We start from the raw sequence: 16,627 nt of genomic DNA, 5'->3' as shown, positions 1-16,627 counted from the left end.
GTTACTCGGCCGTTCGATGGCGCTCACCCCAACACCGGGCCGGACCGCGCGTCCACGGCCCGCGGCCGAATCGCTGCCGGTGACCAGCGGGCGTGCCGAAGGGCTGTGCATGCGCACAACGCTGCGCGTCAGGGCTGTGCGGAGGGGGCCGGGGCGGTGGATCCTCCGGGCATGGGACGGCGCAGACGGCGGACCGGTGACGACTGGAAGGTGCTCGCGCAGGCGTGCACGGCGCTTCTTGAGCGGCTGCCGGAGCTGGTGGACGAGCATCTGAGGGAACTCCACGCGTACGAGCCCGCCTACGGGCGGATCCTGCCGTACGACCAGCATTGGCAGGAGGCCGAGGAGGCGATACGCATCGGGATCGAGATGATCTCGGCGCCCCGGAGCTCGCCCCGGCGGGACCTGGAGCACGCGGACGAGATGGGCCGGCGGCGGGCCGCGCAGGGCATGCCGCTCGAACTGGTCGTGCACGCCTACCGGCACGCCGGGCATCTCGTCTGGGACGCGCTGATCGAGGGCGCGGGGACGGACACGGCGCAGTTGGCGGCGCTGATGCAGTCGGCGACGACGGTGTGGTCGGCGGTGGACGCGCAGGCGGACACGGCATCAGAGGCGTACCGGACGACGGAGCTCGAACTGCGCCGCCGTACGGACGAGCAGCTCCAGGCGCTCCTCGACGCGCTGCTCCAGGGCCAGCGGTCGCCCGAGCTGGTGGCGCGGGCGGCGGCGGGCCTGGACCTGCCGGAGCAGGGGCGGTACGCGGTGGTGGTGCTGCGCTACGACCGGCGGGAGGAGCGGGAGCTGTTCCACCGGCAGGTGCAGGGCGAGGGCGTGCGGTTCCTGTGGCGGATGGGGGCCGACTGCGAGCTGGGGGTGGTGGCGCTCGCCGGGGACACCGGTCTGGACGCGCTGTCGGAACTCCTCGACGGGCGGTGCCCGGGTCCCGGGGGGATCAGTCCGGTGGTGGTGGGCCTGACCGAGCTGGGCCGGGCGCGGCGGCTCGCCGAGCTGGCGCTGCGGACGTGCCCGCCGGGGAGCCGCGAGATCGTACGGCTCGACCGGCGGATGGCGGGCGCGCTGGTGGTGGCCCAGCCGGAGGTGGCGAGCCTGCTGGTCTCGGACGTCCTGGGCGGCCTGCTCGAACTGGACCCGGCGGACCGGGCGGTGCTCCTGGAGACGCTGGACGCGTGGCTGGAGTGCGAGGGGTCGGCGGGGCGGGCGGCGGGACGGCTGTACTGCCACCGGAACACGGTCTTCAACCGACTGCGCCGCCTGGAGCAGCTGACGGCCCGGTCGCTGTCGCGACCGCGGGACCTCACGGAGATGACACTGGCACTGGACGCGTTCCGCTTGACGTCACCGGGGTAGGGGCCGCCGCGGGGGTGGCCCTGCCGTACGGGAACCGGCACCGGCTGAGCGCTGCCCACCGGCCTCCCCGCGGCAAGCCCACGCCCAGCTGTGCGGGACCCCCAGGGGCGGGACGGGTGGGCACACGGGACGGCGCGCCTGGCGGCGCCTCCGCCCCTTGCGCCCTGGCCCGCACCACGAGCGCGCCGCACCTGGGGTGCGGGTCAGGGCGCGGAAGCCTAGGCCCGGCAAGGGGCACCGTCCGTTGTGCCCACCCGTTCCGCCCTAGCGGAACGAATGCCCACAACGAGGGCGGTCGGCGGGGGCACGCCCTGGGCGGGTGGGCATCGCCCCGGTGGAGCGCATGCCCACAACGAGGGGGCGGCGAGGGCGCGCCCCGGGCGCAGGCCCACAGCGGGGGTGGGCGGCGGGGACGGCGGCCCGGGAGGGTGGGCATCGCCCCAGCGGAGCAGACGCCCACAACGAGGTCCGGCGTCGCGGATCGGTGGGCACCGCCCCGCCGGGGCGGAGGCCCGGGAGGCGGTGGGTGGAGGCCCGTCGGCGCGGGGGATGCCCCGGGCGGGGGTCGAAGCCCCCGGGCAGCGGGCTACACGAGGAAGTCTCGGGCGAGGTTCGCCGCCGCGTCCTCCAGGAGCGGGCCCGCGTTGGCCATGGACTTCGCCGGGTCCGGCTCCAGGGCCGAGAGCGCGTACGCGCGGCGGATGCCCGCCGTGCCCAGCGCCTCCGGCGGAAGGGCCAGGCGGCCGCAGACCGCGACGACCTCCTTGCCCGCCGCGCGCGCCGCGGCCGCGACGCCCGCCGGGGCCTTGCCGTGCAGGGTCTGCTCGTCGAGGGAGCCCTCGCCGGTGATGACCAGGGTCGCCCGCTCCAGCGCGGGCGCGAAGCCGAGGACCTCCAGCATCAGCTCGATGCCGGGGCGGAAGCTCGCGCCGAGGATGAGCGCGCCGTAGCCGATGCCGCCCGCGCCACCCGCGCCGGGGGCCGCGGCCGCCTCGGCCGCCTTGGGGCCGATGGCCTTCTCCAGGACGGTGGCGAAGTGGGCGAGGGCCGCGTCCAGGGTCCGGACGTCGTCCGGCGTGGCGCCCTTCTGCGGCCCGTAGACCGCGGGGGCCCCCTTGGGCCCGGTGAGCGGGTTGTCGACGTCGCTCGCGAGGATCAGGTCGACCGAGGCGAAGCGGGGGTCGAGGCCGGTGAGGTCGGCCGTGGCGAGGTCGGCGAGGGCCGCGCCGCCGGGGCCCACGGGCGCGCCGGACGCGTCGAGGAAGCGGGCGCCGAGCGCGGCGAGCATGCCGGCGCCGCCGTCGGTGGTGGCGCTGCCGCCGACGCCGAAGACGACGGTGGTCGCGCCGGCGTCGAGCGCCGCGCGGAGCAGCTCACCGGAGCCGTACGTGGTCGCGGTCAGCGGGGCGAAGACGCCGGCGGGGAGGAGCTGGAGCCCGGAGGCCTCGGCCATCTCGACGACCGCGGTGGTGTCGCGCAGCGCGAACGCGGCGGTGACCTGCTCGCCGATCGGCCCCGTCACCAGGACCTCGCGGCGTTCGAATCCGGCCGCGACGGCCGCCGCGACGGTGCCGTCGCCGCCGTCCGCGACGGGCAGGGTCTCCACCGTGAGCTCCGGGATCACCCGTCGCAGTCCTGCTGTGACCCGCTCCGCGACCTGCACGGCCGTGAGCGAGCCCTTGAACTTGTCGGCCGCCACGAGCACGTGAGCGACCTGAGTTGCTGCCCCGTCCGTCACCTTGCATCCCTTGCTTTCGAACGTGCAGTCGCGCCGTGGCCGACCCTATCCGTACCGCCGGACGGCGTGCCACCCCCGGATCGGCTGATATTTCGCACCATAGTGGGGTCACGTGAGCGCGGAACCGATCGGCCGGGCCCCGCAGGAGCAGCAGGAGCGGCACCCGCCCGACGGCACGGTCATCGGGATCGGGATGGCGGCGGACCCCCACCACCGGCCGCGCCGGGCGGCGAAGGCGCGCACGGACACGGATCCGCCGGAGGGCGCCGGCACCCCTCGCTGCCGGCCGGGAGCCGCTTCGGCGCGCGGGCGGCCGCCCGGTTCGGTACACCGGAGGTATGGGCCTGACACACGGGGAACGCACGCACGGCGAGCGCCCGCACGGGGAACTCCCCCGTGCGGAGCTCGCGGACCGTGTCCTGGGCGGCTGGACCGGCCGGATCGCCGGGAACATGCTGGGCAAGCCCGTGGAGCAGGGTGACCACTGGACCCGGGAGCGCATCGATGCCTATCTGCGGCTGACCGACGCGCTCCCGCTCACCGACTACCTGCCGCCCCCGCCGCCCGGCGCCACCGGCTTCGAGCTGCGCCCCGAGTGGCGGCAGTGCGTGCGCGGCGGGATCGACGGCAGCTGCCGGGACGACGACATCGACTGGTCGATCCTGGGGCTGCGCATCCTGGAGACGTACGGCTCCGCCTTCACGACCGAGCAGGTGGGCCGGGAGTGGCTGCTGCGGATGCCGTACCTCCAGACGTTCACCGCCGAGCGGGCCGCGTACCGGAACCTCGCCAACGGGCTGCGGCCGCCGCTGACGGCCACGTACGACAATCCGTACCAGGAGTGGATCGGTGCGCTGATCCGGGCCGACGTCCACGGCTGGACCAGTCCGGGGGATCCGCGCCGGGCCGCCTCGCTCGCCCGGCGGGACGCGGTCCTCTCGCACACCGGGAACGGGGTGTACGGGGCGATGTGGGCGGCGGCGCTGATCGCGGCGGCGTTCACCGCGCCGGACGTGCGGTCCGCCCTGGAGGCGTCCCTTGAGCGGATCCCGGCGAGCTGCCGGCTCGCCCGGACGGTTCGGGACACGATGGCGCTGCACGAGGCGGGCCTCGACTGGTCGGCGACGCTGACCACGCAGGCGGAGCGGACGGCGGGGCTCGGCTGGATCCACACCGTTCCCAACGCGGCCGTGCTGACCGCCGGACTCCTGTACGGGGAGGGGGACTTCACCCGCACGATCACCCTGACCGTGCGCGGCGGCCTGGACACGGACTCCAACGGCGCGACGGCCGGATCGGTGGCGGGGGTGAGGTGCGGGGCGGCGGCGATCCCGCCGCAGTGGTCGGAGCCGCTGCGTGACCGGGTGCGCAGCGCCGTCTTCGGCTTCGACGGGGTCGGAATCCGTGAACTGGCGCAGCGGACAGTGCGGTTGACCGAGTCCGCCTGACCCCCGTCAGCCCCGGGGCGGTTCCGGCCGGACGACCTCGCCGGTGCGCTCGGCCTGGTCGCGACTGACGGCTCGGGCCTCCGTGCGGTGGCCGCGGGCGATGTAGTCGCGGACCACTGCCTCGACGGCGTCCTGGAGGGTTGCCGATGCCGGCCAGGACCATGACTTCCACGACGAGTTCGGCGTCGAGACCGATGTTCACCTTGGCCATGGCGGGAACCTAGCACCGGGAAACCCGCTCGCGGGAGCGGTTCGGCGGTGCCTAGGGTCCTCGTATGACGATGGTCGCGATCCTCAGTGGCGCCGGTATCTCCACCGACTCGGGCATCCCCGACTACCGGGGTCCGAACGGCATGTGGCGGAAGGACCCCGAGGCCGAGCGGCTCGTCACGTACGGGCCGTACATGGCCGATCCGGAGATCCGCCGCCGCTCGTGGCGGATGCGGCTCGACGGTCCGGTCCTGAGCGCCGAGCCGAACGTGGCGCACCGTGCGATCGCCGCGTACGAGCGGACGAGCGGCAACCCGCTGCGGGTGATCACGCAGAACGTGGACGGACTGCACCAGGCCGCCGGGGTGCCGGCCCGGAAGGTCCTCGAACTCCACGGTTCGGCACGGTCGGTGGTGTGCACGGCCTGCCACGCGCGCTCGGCGATGGCGGAGGCGCTCGACCGGGTACGGGCCGGTGAGGACGACCCGGCGTGCCGGGTGTGCGGCGGGATCCTGAAGTCGGCGACGGTGATGTTCGGACAGCGGCTCGATCCGGTGGTGCTCGGCAACGCCGTGTCGATCGCCAAGGCCACCGCGGTGTTCGTCGTGGTCGGCAGCAGCCTCCAGGTCCAGCCGGCGGCCTCCCTCGCGGGGATCGCGGCCGAGCACGGCGCCCGGCTGATCATCGTGAACGCCGAGCCCACCCCGTACGACGCCGTCGCCGACGACGTCGTGCGCGAGCCGATCGGCACGGCGCTCCCGGCGCTCCTCGACCGGCTCCGCTAGGCGGCGGGCGGGAGTTCGACGACAGGGCCTAGAAGAGGGCGGCCGGTTCCGCCGTACCCGATTCGAAGGCGAGCAGCCGCTGCTTGCGGTCCAGGCCGCCGCCGTAGCCGGTGAGGCCGCCGCCCGCGCCGATCACCCGGTGGCAGGGGACGATGACGCTAACCGGGTTCTTGCCGTTGGCGAGGCCCACCGCGCGGGAGGCGCTCGGGCTGCCGAGCAGCTCGGCGAGTTCGCCGTACGTCCGGGTCTCCCCGTACGGAATGCGGCACAGCTCCTCCCAGACCCGGAGCTGGAAGTCGGTGCCGATCAGGCGCAGGGGCAGGTCGAACTCGGTGAGTTCGCCGGCGAAGTAGGCGTCGAGCTGGCGGATCGCCTCCCGGAAGGGGCGCGGGTCGGGCTCGCCGAAGGTCTCCTCCGGGGGACGGTGGCGCTGCCCGGTCATATGGACGCGGCTGAGGACGCCGTCGACGGCGACGAGGGTCAGCGGCTCGTACGGGCTGTCCATGACGGTGTGCCGGACGATGGGGGCCATGGCGGTTCAGTGTCCTTCGCTGGGCAGGTGGTTGATCGGGTGGTCGTCGGTCGCCCAGAGGTACTGGACGGCGTACGCGCGCCAGGGGCGCCAGTGCGCCGCGCGGGTGGTGAGGGCGGCCGGGGTGCCCGGGAGGCCGAGTCCCTCGGCGGCGCGGCGGACGCCGAGGTCACCGGGGAGGAAGGCGTCCGGGTCGCCGAGGGCGCGCATGGCGATGATCTCGGTGGTCCAGGGGCCGAATCCGGGCAGGGCGAGCAGCCGGGCGCGGGCCTCCTCGCGGTCGTCGGCGGGGCCGAGGGTGAGTGAGCCGTCGGCGAGCGCCCTGACCAGGGTGAGGAGGGTGGTGCGGCGGCTGCGGGGCAGGGCCAGCGTCTCGGGGTCGAGGGCGGCGAGTGCCTCGGGGCCCGGGAAGAGGTGGGTGAGGCCGCCCTCGGGGTCGTCGACGGGGGTGCCGTGCGCGGTGACGAGCCGGGCGGCGTGGGTGCGGGCGGCGGCGGTGGAGACCTGCTGGCCGAGGACGGCCCGGACGGCGAACTCGGCGGGGTCGACGGTCCCCGGCACCCGGCGGCCGGGGGCGGCGTCGACGATCGGCGCGAGCCGCGGATCGGCGCGCAGCCGCTCGTCGACGGCGACGGGGTCGGCGTCGAGGTCGAGGAGCCGGCGGCAGCGGCTGATGGCGTGGGTGAGGTCACGGGGGTCGGTGAGGGAGAGCCGGCAGGCGATGTGGTCGGCGCGGGGCGCGAGGGCGACGATGCCGTGTCCGTACGGGAGGGTGAGGGTCCGGCGGTAGGCCCCGTCGCGCCACTCCTCCACGCCGGGGACGGCGGTCGCGGCGAGGTGGCCGAAGAGGTTGGAGGGTTCCAGCGGGGCGCGGAACGGCAGCCGGAGGCTGATCACCCCGGGGGTGGGCGCCCGGTCGGCGGCGGGGCGGGCGGCGCGGGCGCGGAGCTCGCCCGGGGTGAGGGCGAAGACCTCGCGGACGGTGTCGTTGAAGGTGCGGATCGAGGCGAAACCGGCCGCGAAGGCGACCTCGCCGAGCGGCATCGGGGTCGTCTCGATGAGGACCCGGGCGGTCTGGGCGCGCTGGGCGCGGGCCAGGGCGAGCGGTCCCGCGCCCAGCTCGGCGAGGAGCTGGCGCTCGATCTGGCGGGTGGACCAGCCGAGCCGCCGGGCGAGCCCGGGGACGCCCTCCCGGTCGACGACGCCGTCCTGGATGAGGCGTACGGCGCGGGCGACGGCGTCGGCGCGGACGTTCCACTCGGGCGAGCCGGGGCTGGTGTCGGGCCGGCACCGCTTGCAGGCCCGGAACCCGGCGCGCTGGCAGGAGGCGGCGCTGGCGTGGAACTCCATGTTCTCGGGCTTGGGCGGGACGACCGGACAGCTGGGCCGGCAGTAGATCCGGGTGGTGCGGACGGCGGTGAAGAACACGCCGTCGAAGCGGGCGTCCTTCGACTGGACGGCCCGTACGCAGCGCTCGGTGTCGGTGTGCATGAGTCCAGCATCGGGGACGGACGGCTCACGGGCTGGCGAGAAAACGACATGGACGTCGCCGCGCCCGAGGTCCGGCCCCGACCGGGGAGGCCCACGGCGGGCTCGGGCCGCGACCGACCGGGGCGCCCCAGGCCGGGCCACGACCGACCGGGGAGCCCACGGCCGGGCCACGACCACCGGGGAGCCCACGGCGAGGCCGGGCCACGACCGGCCGGAGGCCGCCGGCGAGGTCAGACCGCGACCGACCGGTAGTGGGTGGTCAGCCTGCCGTCGTCCCCCAGGACGTGGAAGGCGAGCGCGGGCGGCTGGTCGAGGTGGATGTGCGGATGCGTCACCGGGCGCTCCCAGGGGAGGCGGATCGAGGAGACGACCCCGGGCGCGACGAGCAGCGGGCGTCCGGCGAAGGTGGTGGCGGCGGCGGTGTGGACGTGGCCCGCGAGGAAGGCGGTGAGGTGCGGGTGGCGGTCGGCGAGCGCGGCGAGCCGCTCCTCGCCGAACTGCCGGATCTCGTCCACGTACGGGGTGTGCAGCGGGACCGGCGGGTGGTGGAAGCCGACGAGGACGGGAACGTCGCGCGGGGTGGCGTCGAGGACGCCGTCCAGCCACTCCAGGGTCTCGTCCTCCAGGTATCCGTCGTGCTTGCCGGGCACGGACGAGTCGCAGAGGGCGACCACGAAGCCCTCGCCCCGGAGCACCTGGTTGACGGGGGCGTACGGACGCGTTCCGGTCGTCTCGGGGAGGAGGACCTTCCGGAGGACGGCCCGGTCGTCGTGGTTCCCCGGGCAGACGAGCAGCGGGTGACGGGAGGTCAGCAGCTCCCGAACGAGGGCGTATTCGTCGGGTGCCGCGTGGTCGGCGATGTCGCCGGTGACGACAACGGCCGCCAGGTCGTACGGCAGTTCCTCCAGGTAGCGCATGACCGCGCGGGTGCGGTCGGCGCTGCGCTGCTCCAGGTCGACATGGATGTCGCTGACATGAGCGATGACGATCACGTGGCTCGGTCCTCCGTCGGTCGGGCGGGCGGATGCCCACCCGACCGTACGGTGATCGCGGTCCGTGCCGTAAGGGCCGCTTCGCGAGCCGTGGCCCGCTCGCCCCGGGCGGTGGCCCGCTCCGGGCGCGTCCGCTACTCGAACCGCGTGGTGTCACCCGCGCCGCGGCGCAGGACCTCGGGCTCGCCGCTGGAGAAGTCGACGACGGTGGTGGGCTCGGTGCCGCAGTCGCCGGAGTCGAGGACCGCGTCCACCAGGTGGTCGAGCCGCTCCTTGATCTCCCAGCCCTGCGTCAGCGGCTCCGCCTCGTCGGGCAGCAGCAGGGTGCTGGAGAGCAGTGGTTCGCCGAGCTCGGCGAGGAGGGCCTGGGTGACGACGTGGTCGGGGATACGGACGCCGACCGTCTTCTTCTTGGGGTGGAGGAGTGCCCGGGGCACCTCCTTCGTCGCGGGCAGGATGAAGGTGTACGGGCCGGGGGTCGCCGCCTTGACCGCGCGGAAGACGTCGTTGTCGATGTGCACGAGCTGGCCCAGTTGGGCGAAGTTCGAGCACATGAGCGTGAAGTGATGCCGGTCGTCGAGGTCGCGGATCGCCCGGATGCGGCTGATGCCGTCCTTGGATCCGAGTCGGCTGCCCAGCGCGTAGCAGGAGTCGGTCGGGTACGCGACGAGCGCACCGTTCCTGATGCTGTCGGCCACCGTGCCGATGGTGCGCGGCTGGGGGTTGTCGGGGTGCACGTCGAAGTACTTCGCCATGGGGGCAGTCTATTTTCGCAGCAGGCGCCAGACGGCCTTCGCCGCGTTGTGCCCGGACATGCCGTGCACGCCGGGCCCGGGCGGGGTGGCGGAGGAGCAGAGGAAGACCGCCGGGTGCGGGGTGGCGTAGGGGCGGAGCGAGAGCGTGGGGCGCAGCACGAGCTGGAGGCCGTCGGCGGCGCCGCAGGCGATGTCGCCGCCGATGTAGTTGGCGTTGCGCTCGGCGAGTTGGGGCGGTCCCGCGGTGGCGCGGGCCAGGACGCGGTCGCGGAAGCCGGGGGCGAAGCGCTCGATCTGGCGCTCGATGGCGTCGGTGAGGTCGCCCTGCCAGCCGTTCGGCACATGGCCGTACGCCCAGAACACGTGCTTGCCCTCGGGGGCGCGGGAGGGGTCGACGACGCTGGGCTGGGCGGTGATGAGGAAGGGCACGTCGGGCGCGGTGCCGGTGGAGGCCTGGTGCAGGGCGGTGTCGATCTCGCCGGCGGTGGGGCCGATCTGGACGGTTCCGGCGCGTCCGGCCGCCTCGGCGGTCCACGGGACGGGGCCGTCCAGGGCATAGTCGATCTTGAAGGCCGCGGCGCCGTACCGGTAGCGGTCGTAGTGGCCGCCGAAGCCGGCGATCCGGGCGAGGGCCCTGGGCGAGGTGTCGAAGACGTAGGCGCGGGCGGGCGGCAGGTCGTCGAGCCGCTTGACCTCGAAGTCGGTGTGGACGGCGCCGCCGAGGTCCTTGAGGTACGCGGTGAGGGCGTCGGAGATGGACTGCGAGCCGCCCCGGGGCACGGGCCAGCCGCCGGCGTGGGCGGCGAGCGCGAAGACCAGGCCGACGGCGCCGGTGGCGAAGCCGCCGAGCGGGGCCATGACATGGGCGACCATCCCGGCGAACAGCCCCCGCGCCTTCTCTTCCTGGAAGCGGCGCATCAGCCAGGTGGACGGCGGCAGTCCGGCGAGGCCGAAGCGGGCCAGGGTGACCGGGTCGCGGGGCAGCGCCGTGAGCGGCAGCTGCATGAAGTCCCGGGCGAGGGTGTCCCATTTGCCGGCGAAGGGGGCGACGAGCCTGCGGTACGCGCCCGCGTCGCGCGGCCCGAAGGAGGCAGCGGTCTCGGCGACCGAGCGGGCGAGGACGGCGGCGGTGCCGTCGTCCCAGGGGTGGGCCATGGGCAGTTCGGGGTGGAGCCACTCAAGTCCGTACCGCTGCAAGGGCATCGTCCGGAAGACCGGTGAGCCGGCCCCGAGGGGATGCACCGCCGAGCAGGGGTCGTGGCGGAAGCCGGGGAGGGTGAGCTCCTCGGTCCTGGCGCCGCCGCCGACGGTCGGCTTCGCTTCGAAGACGGCCACGGAGAAGCCGCGGCGGGCCAGTTCGACGGCGGCGGTCAGTCCGTTGGGCCCCGCCCCCACGACGACGGCATCGAGCATCGACGTCACCTTCGACACCTTCGGACTCCTTCGTCAGCCGATGGCCAGGGCTCCCAGGATAGGCCGGTGGTTCCGAGGGCCTCACTGCCCCCTGAGGAGGGTGAGGATCCGGTTGGCGGTCGCCGTGTCCCGGGCCGCGGTGAACGGCAGGGTGTTCCCGCCGGTGATCCTGAACGGCTCGCCGGCGAGGGTCGTGTGCGTCCCGCCCGCCTCGGTGACGAGGAGCAGCCCGGCCGCGTGGTCCCACGCGTACTCCCAGGAGAACGCAGTGGCGGAGAGCGCGCCGCGCGCCACGGCCAGGTACTCCAGTCCGGCGGAGCCGCAGGGCCGGGGGGCGACACCCTCGGTGACCAGGCCGAGCAGGGCCCGCTTCTGGTCCGGGGTGGTGTAGTCGGGGTGCGAGGTGGCGACCTCGAGGACCTCACCGGGGGCGGGCGACCCGGCGTGCAGCGGCTGCCCGTTGAGCGTGGCGCCCCTGCCCCGTACGGCCACGGCGAACTCGTCGAGGGCGGGTGCGTACGTCCAGGAGGCGAGCAGCTCGCCGTGCTGGGCCAGCGCGACGAGGGTGCAGAAGCCGGGGTCGCCGTGGACGAACTGGCGGGTGCCGTCGACGGGGTCGACGATCCAGACGGGGGCGTCGCCGCGCAGGGCGTCGTAGACGGAGGGGTCGGCGTGGACCGCCTCCTCGCCGACCACCACCGAGCCGGGGAGCAGGGCGGTCAGGGACTCCGTGAGGTGGGCCTCGGCGGCCCGGTCGGCGACGGTGACCAGGTCGTGCGGACCGTTCTTCTCGACGATGTCGTCGGTGGCGAGCTGCCGGAAGCGCGGCATGATCTCGGCGGCGGCCGCCTTGCGGACCGCCTCCTCCACCTCGGTCGTACGGCCGGTCAGGACAAGGTCAAGGAACTCTTCACTCATGCGTCCAGCTAAGCACGGGGCGCTGACAACCGGACCGGCGGATTTGTCACCCTCTGTTTCCCCGGGGAGTACTCTTTGGCCGAGTTCACCCCTTACCTACAGGGAGGGTTCCGTGCACGGCGCGTACCACGGTGAGTACAAGGTCCCCGGCGGCAAGCTGGTGGTCGTCGACCTCGACGCCGAGGACGGGTTCCTGCGGAACGTCCGGGTCGCTGGCGACTTCTTCCTCGAACCGGACGAGGCGATCCTGGCGATCGACCGGGCCCTGGAGGGTGCGCCGGTCGACACCGACGCGTCCGGGCTCGCGGCGCGGATCGACGCGGCGCTGCCGCCGGGCACGCAGATGTTCGGGCTGACCGCGGAGGGCGTCGGGGTCGCGGTCCGCCGGGCGCTCGCCCACGCCACGGACTGGACCGACTACGACTGGCAGCTGATCCACGAGCCGCCGCAGTCCCCCGCCCTGCACATGGCGCTCGACGAGGTGATCACGGCCGAGGTGGCCGCGGGCCACCGGCCGCCGACCCTGCGGGTCTGGGAGTGGGGTGCCCCCGCGGTGGTCATCGGCAGCTTCCAGTCCCTCCGCAACGAGGTCGACCCGGAGGCGGCCGAGCGGCACGGCATCCAGGTGGTACGCCGGATCAGCGGCGGCGGGGCCATGTTCATCGAGCCCGGCAACACGATCACGTACTCGCTCTCCGTGCCCGACGCCCTCGTGCAGGGCCTGTCCTTCACCGACAGCTACGCCTACCTCGACGACTGGGTGCTCGGCGCGCTCGGCGACATGGGCATCCGCGCCTGGTACCAGCCGCTCAACGACATCGCCACGGACGCGGGCAAGATCGCGGGCGCGGCGCAGAAGCGGATGGTGGCGGGCCACGGGGCGGTCCTGCACCACGTGACGATGGCGTACGACATCGACGCCGACAAGATGACGGAGGTGCTGCGGATCGGCCGCGAGAAGCTCTCCGACAAGGGCACGAAGAGCGCGAAGAAGCGCGTGGACCCGCTGCGGCGCCAGACCGGCCTGCCGCGCGAGACCGTGATCGACCGGATGATCGCCTCCTTCCGGGGCCGGTACGGCCTGTCGGAGGGCCATGTCACGGAGGACGCGCTGACGCGGGCGAAGGAGCTCGCGGAGACCAAGTTCGGGACGGCGGAGTGGACGGCGCGGGTGCCGTAGGCGCGGCGCGGGCCCGTAGACACGGCGCGGGCCCCGTAGACGCGGTGCCGGGCGCCGTAGACGCGGCGCGGGTCCGTAGACGCGGCGCCAGGCGCCGTAGACACGGCGCGGGTCCGTAGACGCGGCGCCGGCCCCGTAGACGCCGCCCTGGTGCCGCGCCCCGCGGGCGGGCCCGCTGCGTAGGGTGGCGGCATGCGTGTCGAGGGGCCGGTGAAGCCGGGGTTGCGGATGGAGTGCGCCGACGGGCGACGGCTGGTGCTGATGCAGGGCGCCGCCCCCGTGCTCTTCGCCCGGCAGCGGGCCACCCATCGTGGCCTGCACTACGCGCGCAGCGGCCGGTACTCCTCCCCGTTCGCCCCGCTGCGGGCCGAACGGGCGCGAGCGGCCGCGGAGTTCGCGGCGCCGGGGTCGGCGGAGTGGTCGGAGCGCTGGGCGGCGTACGCGGAAGGGGAGCTGCGCGGGGCCGCCGAGGGGCCGCTCCACGCGGGCGAGTGGCTGTTGGTCCCGGACGTCCACCGGTGGTTCAACGCCGTCAACTGGCCCACACTCCTCGCCCACGATCCGGACCGGGGGCATCTGACCTGGTTCGGATACGGCGATCCCCTGGAGGACGCGCGCGACCTGCTGCCGCTGCGGGCGCTGTCGGCCCCGGAGGCGCCGCGGGTGAAGGCGTACCGCCGGCAGTACCGGGAGGGTGTCCTGCCACCGGTGTTCGCCTGGTGGATCAGCGGGCTCAACTCCCCCGTCGTGCTCGACGGTCACGACCGCGTGACGGCGGCGCTCGCGGAGGGCGGGCGACCGGAGGTGCTGATCCTCGCGCGGGCGGTCGCGAACCCCGAGTGGGTGGCGCTCCTCTCCGCCCGCCCCGTGGAGGAGTACGAGAAGCGGGTCGCCGCCCTGGAGGGGCCGCTCGCCGCGTCGCGGATCGCGCACCAGAGCCGCCGCCTCGCGGACGAGTTGAGGGCGATCGCCGGCGGGTACGACCTCACCCGGGCCTGGCCCTACCCCGGCGGCGCCCCCGCGTGGGACGCGGCCGTGGCGACGCACGTCCCCGGCTGGGCCCCGGACGCCGACCGCTGACTCGTCCGGTCGCCGCATCACCTGACCGCGGACGCGCCGGTCACGGCACCGGTCACCGGTCCGGCCCCGCGGGCAGGTGACCCCATCCGGCCCGCGTCGTTGAGCCCGTGCGGGCCGGGACGGCGTGCGGTGGACGTGCGGAAACGTCTCCGCACACCGGGGCCCCGGGAACACGGCGTCGACGGTACGGAGATCAGGTGGCACGGGCGAAGAGGTTTCTGGCGGCGGTCGCGGGAGCGGTGCTCACGGTGAGCCCCCTCGGGATCGCGCCGCCCGCGCAGGCGGTGGTCGGCGGACAGGAGGCACGGCCCCACCAGTACCCCTTCATGGCGGGACTCGTGGACGTCCTCGAACGCCGGGTGATGTGCGGTGGGGCGCTGATCGGCGACCGGTACGTCCTCACCGCCGCCCACTGTCTGACGGGCTCGTACAGCGATCCCACGCGGGTGGGCGTACTGCTCGGCGACCACGACCTGACGACCGGGTCCGACAGCCCCCACGCGGTCCTGGCCTCGGCGGCACGCTTCGTCCCGCACCCGGACTACGACCCCGACACCCAGCGGAACGACATCGCCCTGGTCGAGCTCGCCGAGCCGCTCGCCCTCAACCGCGACGTACGCCCGATCGGGCTGCCGGTGACGTCCGCCCCGGGCGGCGTCGACGGCACCCAGGTAGAGGTGCCGGGCTGGGGCACCACCTCGTTCGGCGGACGCACGTCCGACGTGCTGCGGACCGTGGCCCTCTCCACCATGAGCAACTCGGCCTGCGCGAGCCGGGGCATGGCGCAGATCGCCCCCACCCAGATCTGCACGTACGCCCCCGGGCGCGACACCTGCCAGTACGACTCCGGCGGCCCCCTGGTCCGGGTGGTCCGGGGGCGGCCGTACGTCGTCGGTCTGGTGTCCTACGGCAAGGAGTGCGCCACCGACACTCCCGCCGTGAACACCCGCGTGCGCTCCTATCTCAGCTGGATCGAGCGGACGACCGGCCGGCTGCCGCGCGCCGCATGAGGGCGGTGTAGAGGAGCAGCGAGGCGGCGAGGCCGACGGCCCAGCCGTAGTCGGACAGGGGTTTCAGGAAGGGGATCAGACCGTCCTCGGGGAAGGGGCCGGTGCCCGGGGCCGAGTGGGAGCCGCCGACGGCGAGGACGCCGCCGACCACGAAGGCGAGCACGGCGGCCGGGTTCCAGCCGCCCCGGTACCAGTAGGGTCCGTCGGCCCGGTAGAGCCCCGCCAGGTCGAGGACGGTACGGCGGACGAGCCAGTAGTCGGCGATCAGGATGCCCGCGACCGTACCGAGGAGACCGCCGACCAGGCCGAGCCAGGTGAAGATGTACAGCTCGGGGGTGGCGGTGAGCTTCCACGGCATGATGAGCACGCCGACGACTCCGGTGATCAGCGCGCCCGTACGGAAGTCGATCAGCTTCGGTGCGAGGTTGGCGAGGTCGTACGCCGGGGAGACGACGTTCGCCGCGATGTTCACCGACAGGGTGGCGACCAGCACCGTCACCAGGGCGAAGAGCAGTCCGAAGACGTCGTCGGTCTTGGCGGCGAGTGCCACCGGGTCCCAGACGGGCGCCCCGTACACGGCCTGCGAGCCGGAGGTGACGAGCACCGAGAGCAGCGCGAACAGGGTCATGGTGGTGGGGAGTCCGAGGGACTGGCCCAGAACCTGGGAGCGCTGGCCGGCGCCGAAGCGGGTGAAGTCGGGGATGTTGAGGCTGAGCGTCGCCCAGAAGGCGATCATGCCCATGAGGGCGGGGAAGAAGACGGGCCAGAAGTCGGCGCCCCAGCCGAGCTTCGACGGCTGGTCGAGCAGGGGGCCGAGGCCGCCGGCCTTGACGGCGATCCAGCCGAGAAGGACGAGCGCGCCGACGATGACGAAGGGCGCGGCCCAGTTCTCGAAGCGGCGCAGGGCCTCCATCCCCCGGTAGATGATGGCGAGTTCGAGGGCCCAGAAGAGGGCGAAGCAGAGCCAGAGGGTCCAGGGCTGGCCGCCGATCCTCGACGCGTCCGCCCAGCCGCCCCCGAAGACCTTGTCGAGCAGCACGAAGATGCCCTGGCCGCCGATCCAGGTCTGGATGCCGAACCAGGCGCAGGCGACCCCGGCCCGGATGAGGGCGGGCAGGTTCGCTCCGCGCAGGCCGAACGAGGCGCGGGCGAGGATGGGGAACGGGATGCCGTACTTGGGTCCGGCATGTCCGGTGAGCAGCATCGGCAGCAGGACGACGACGTTGGCGAGGGCGATGGTGAGCACCGCCTGCTTCCAGTCCATGCCGAGGGCGACGAGACCGGAGGCGAGCATCCAGGAGGGGATGTTGTGGGCCATGCCGACCCAGAGGGCGGCGAAGTTGTAGGTGGTCCAGCGGCGTTGGGCGACGGGGACGGGGAGCAGGTCCTCGTTGACGAAGCGGGGGTCGTCGGGGGCGGTGCCGGGGGCGAGTTCGACGCGGCCGCCGGGTCCGGCGGGTTCGGAGGGGCCTACGGATCTCTCCGGGGGGACGGTTGCGGTCATACGGAGGAACCCTTCGTTCGGCGGGGAGGACGGAACGAGGTGTCGCCCGGGGAGGGGCGAGGGGTGCCATGCCGGAACGGCTCCGTCGTGGTCTGTCAAGGACCACTTGCAGCCAAGGAGTGGGGGACCGATTCTTCCACTCGGCGTGGGACGCGGGTAGACCCCCGGCACCACGTCGGAGGCCGCGGGGCGCCTACGAC

General features: G+C 74.1%; 14 protein-coding genes and 1 pseudogene. 6 read left to right on the top strand and 9 right to left on the bottom strand.

Annotation, left to right across the window (positions count from 1 at the left end):
* Nucleotides 1-171 precede the first annotated feature (171 nt).
* Nucleotides 172-1,371 carry a CdaR family transcriptional regulator gene (locus tag E0F75_RS37760; protein ID WP_229315531.1) on the top strand — a complete coding sequence of 400 codons (1,200 nt, stop codon included), beginning with the start codon at nt 172-174 and terminating at the stop codon, nt 1,369-1,371.
* A gap of 586 nt (nt 1,372-1,957) precedes the next feature.
* Here E0F75_RS37760 and E0F75_RS37755 read toward each other — a convergent pair.
* Complete coding sequence (locus tag E0F75_RS37755) at nt 1,958-3,109, bottom strand: glycerate kinase (RefSeq protein WP_229315530.1); 1,152 nt, start codon at nt 3,107-3,109, stop codon at nt 1,958-1,960.
* A gap of 338 nt (nt 3,110-3,447) precedes the next feature.
* Here E0F75_RS37755 and E0F75_RS37750 point away from each other — a divergent pair, with 338 nt between their 5' ends.
* Entirely contained in the window at nt 3,448-4,557 is a 1,110-nt protein-coding gene (locus E0F75_RS37750) for an ADP-ribosylglycohydrolase family protein (protein WP_267500020.1), read from the top strand.
* Nucleotides 4,558-4,563: 6 nt separating this feature from the next.
* Here E0F75_RS37750 and E0F75_RS37745 read toward each other — a convergent pair.
* Nucleotides 4,564-4,768, bottom strand: a pseudogene (locus tag E0F75_RS37745) (DUF2191 domain-containing protein).
* Between the two features lie 64 nt (nt 4,769-4,832).
* Between E0F75_RS37745 and E0F75_RS37740 the strand changes: the two are divergent.
* Nucleotides 4,833-5,552, top strand: a complete 720-nt coding sequence (locus E0F75_RS37740; RefSeq protein WP_229315529.1) for a Sir2 family NAD-dependent protein deacetylase — start codon at nt 4,833-4,835, stop codon at nt 5,550-5,552.
* Between the two features lie 28 nt (nt 5,553-5,580).
* Here the strand turns inward: E0F75_RS37740 and E0F75_RS37735 are convergent, their stop codons facing one another.
* From E0F75_RS37735 to E0F75_RS37710, 6 genes are all read right to left on the bottom strand, one after another.
* Nucleotides 5,581-6,084 carry a methylated-DNA--[protein]-cysteine S-methyltransferase gene (locus E0F75_RS37735; protein WP_267500019.1) on the bottom strand — a complete coding sequence of 168 codons (504 nt, stop codon included), beginning with the start codon at nt 6,082-6,084 and terminating at the stop codon, nt 5,581-5,583.
* Nucleotides 6,085-6,090: 6 nt separating this feature from the next.
* Nucleotides 6,091-7,575 carry a DNA-3-methyladenine glycosylase 2 gene (locus tag E0F75_RS37730; protein WP_229315528.1) on the bottom strand — a complete coding sequence of 495 codons (1,485 nt, stop codon included), beginning with the start codon at nt 7,573-7,575 and terminating at the stop codon, nt 6,091-6,093.
* Between the two features lie 230 nt (nt 7,576-7,805).
* A complete protein-coding gene (locus tag E0F75_RS37725; protein WP_229315527.1) occupies nt 7,806-8,567 on the bottom strand; it encodes a metallophosphoesterase in 762 nt (253 codons plus the stop codon).
* Nucleotides 8,568-8,701: 134 nt separating this feature from the next.
* Nucleotides 8,702-9,322, bottom strand: coding sequence for an L-threonylcarbamoyladenylate synthase (locus tag E0F75_RS37720; protein WP_229315526.1), 621 nt, complete (start codon nt 9,320-9,322; stop codon nt 8,702-8,704).
* A 9-nt stretch (nt 9,323-9,331) separates the two neighbouring features.
* Complete coding sequence (locus E0F75_RS37715; RefSeq protein ID WP_229315552.1) at nt 9,332-10,744, bottom strand: NAD(P)/FAD-dependent oxidoreductase; 1,413 nt, start codon at nt 10,742-10,744, stop codon at nt 9,332-9,334.
* 72 nt (nt 10,745-10,816) lie between these two features.
* Entirely contained in the window at nt 10,817-11,653 is an 837-nt protein-coding gene (locus tag E0F75_RS37710; RefSeq protein WP_229315525.1) for an inositol monophosphatase family protein, read from the bottom strand.
* Nucleotides 11,654-11,765: 112 nt separating this feature from the next.
* Here E0F75_RS37710 and E0F75_RS37705 point away from each other — a divergent pair, with 112 nt between their 5' ends.
* From E0F75_RS37705 to E0F75_RS37695, 3 genes are all read left to right on the top strand, one after another.
* Entirely contained in the window at nt 11,766-12,833 is a 1,068-nt protein-coding gene (locus E0F75_RS37705) for a biotin/lipoate A/B protein ligase family protein (protein ID WP_229315524.1), read from the top strand.
* Nucleotides 12,834-13,025: 192 nt separating this feature from the next.
* Nucleotides 13,026-13,913, top strand: coding sequence for a hypothetical protein (locus tag E0F75_RS37700; protein WP_229315522.1), 888 nt, complete (start codon nt 13,026-13,028; stop codon nt 13,911-13,913).
* Nucleotides 13,914-14,110: 197 nt separating this feature from the next.
* The gene (locus E0F75_RS37695) at nt 14,111-14,923 is read left to right on the top strand and encodes a serine protease (RefSeq protein ID WP_229315521.1); all 813 of its coding nucleotides are present in this window, start codon (nt 14,111-14,113) and stop codon (nt 14,921-14,923) included.
* On the opposite strand, the gene E0F75_RS37690 is transcribed toward E0F75_RS37695, so the two are convergent.
* A complete protein-coding gene (locus E0F75_RS37690; protein WP_229315520.1) occupies nt 14,877-16,427 on the bottom strand; it encodes an NCS1 family nucleobase:cation symporter-1 in 1,551 nt (516 codons plus the stop codon). The two genes, E0F75_RS37695 and E0F75_RS37690, sit on opposite strands and share 47 nt — an antisense overlap.
* Between the last annotated feature and the right edge of the window lie 200 nt (nt 16,428-16,627).

It is taken from the genome of Streptomyces sp. CB02980 (genome assembly GCF_014451325.2).
Classification (GTDB): Bacteria; Actinomycetota; Actinomycetes; order Streptomycetales; family Streptomycetaceae; genus Streptomyces.
This window is presented reverse-complemented; position numbering and strand designations above follow the sequence as displayed.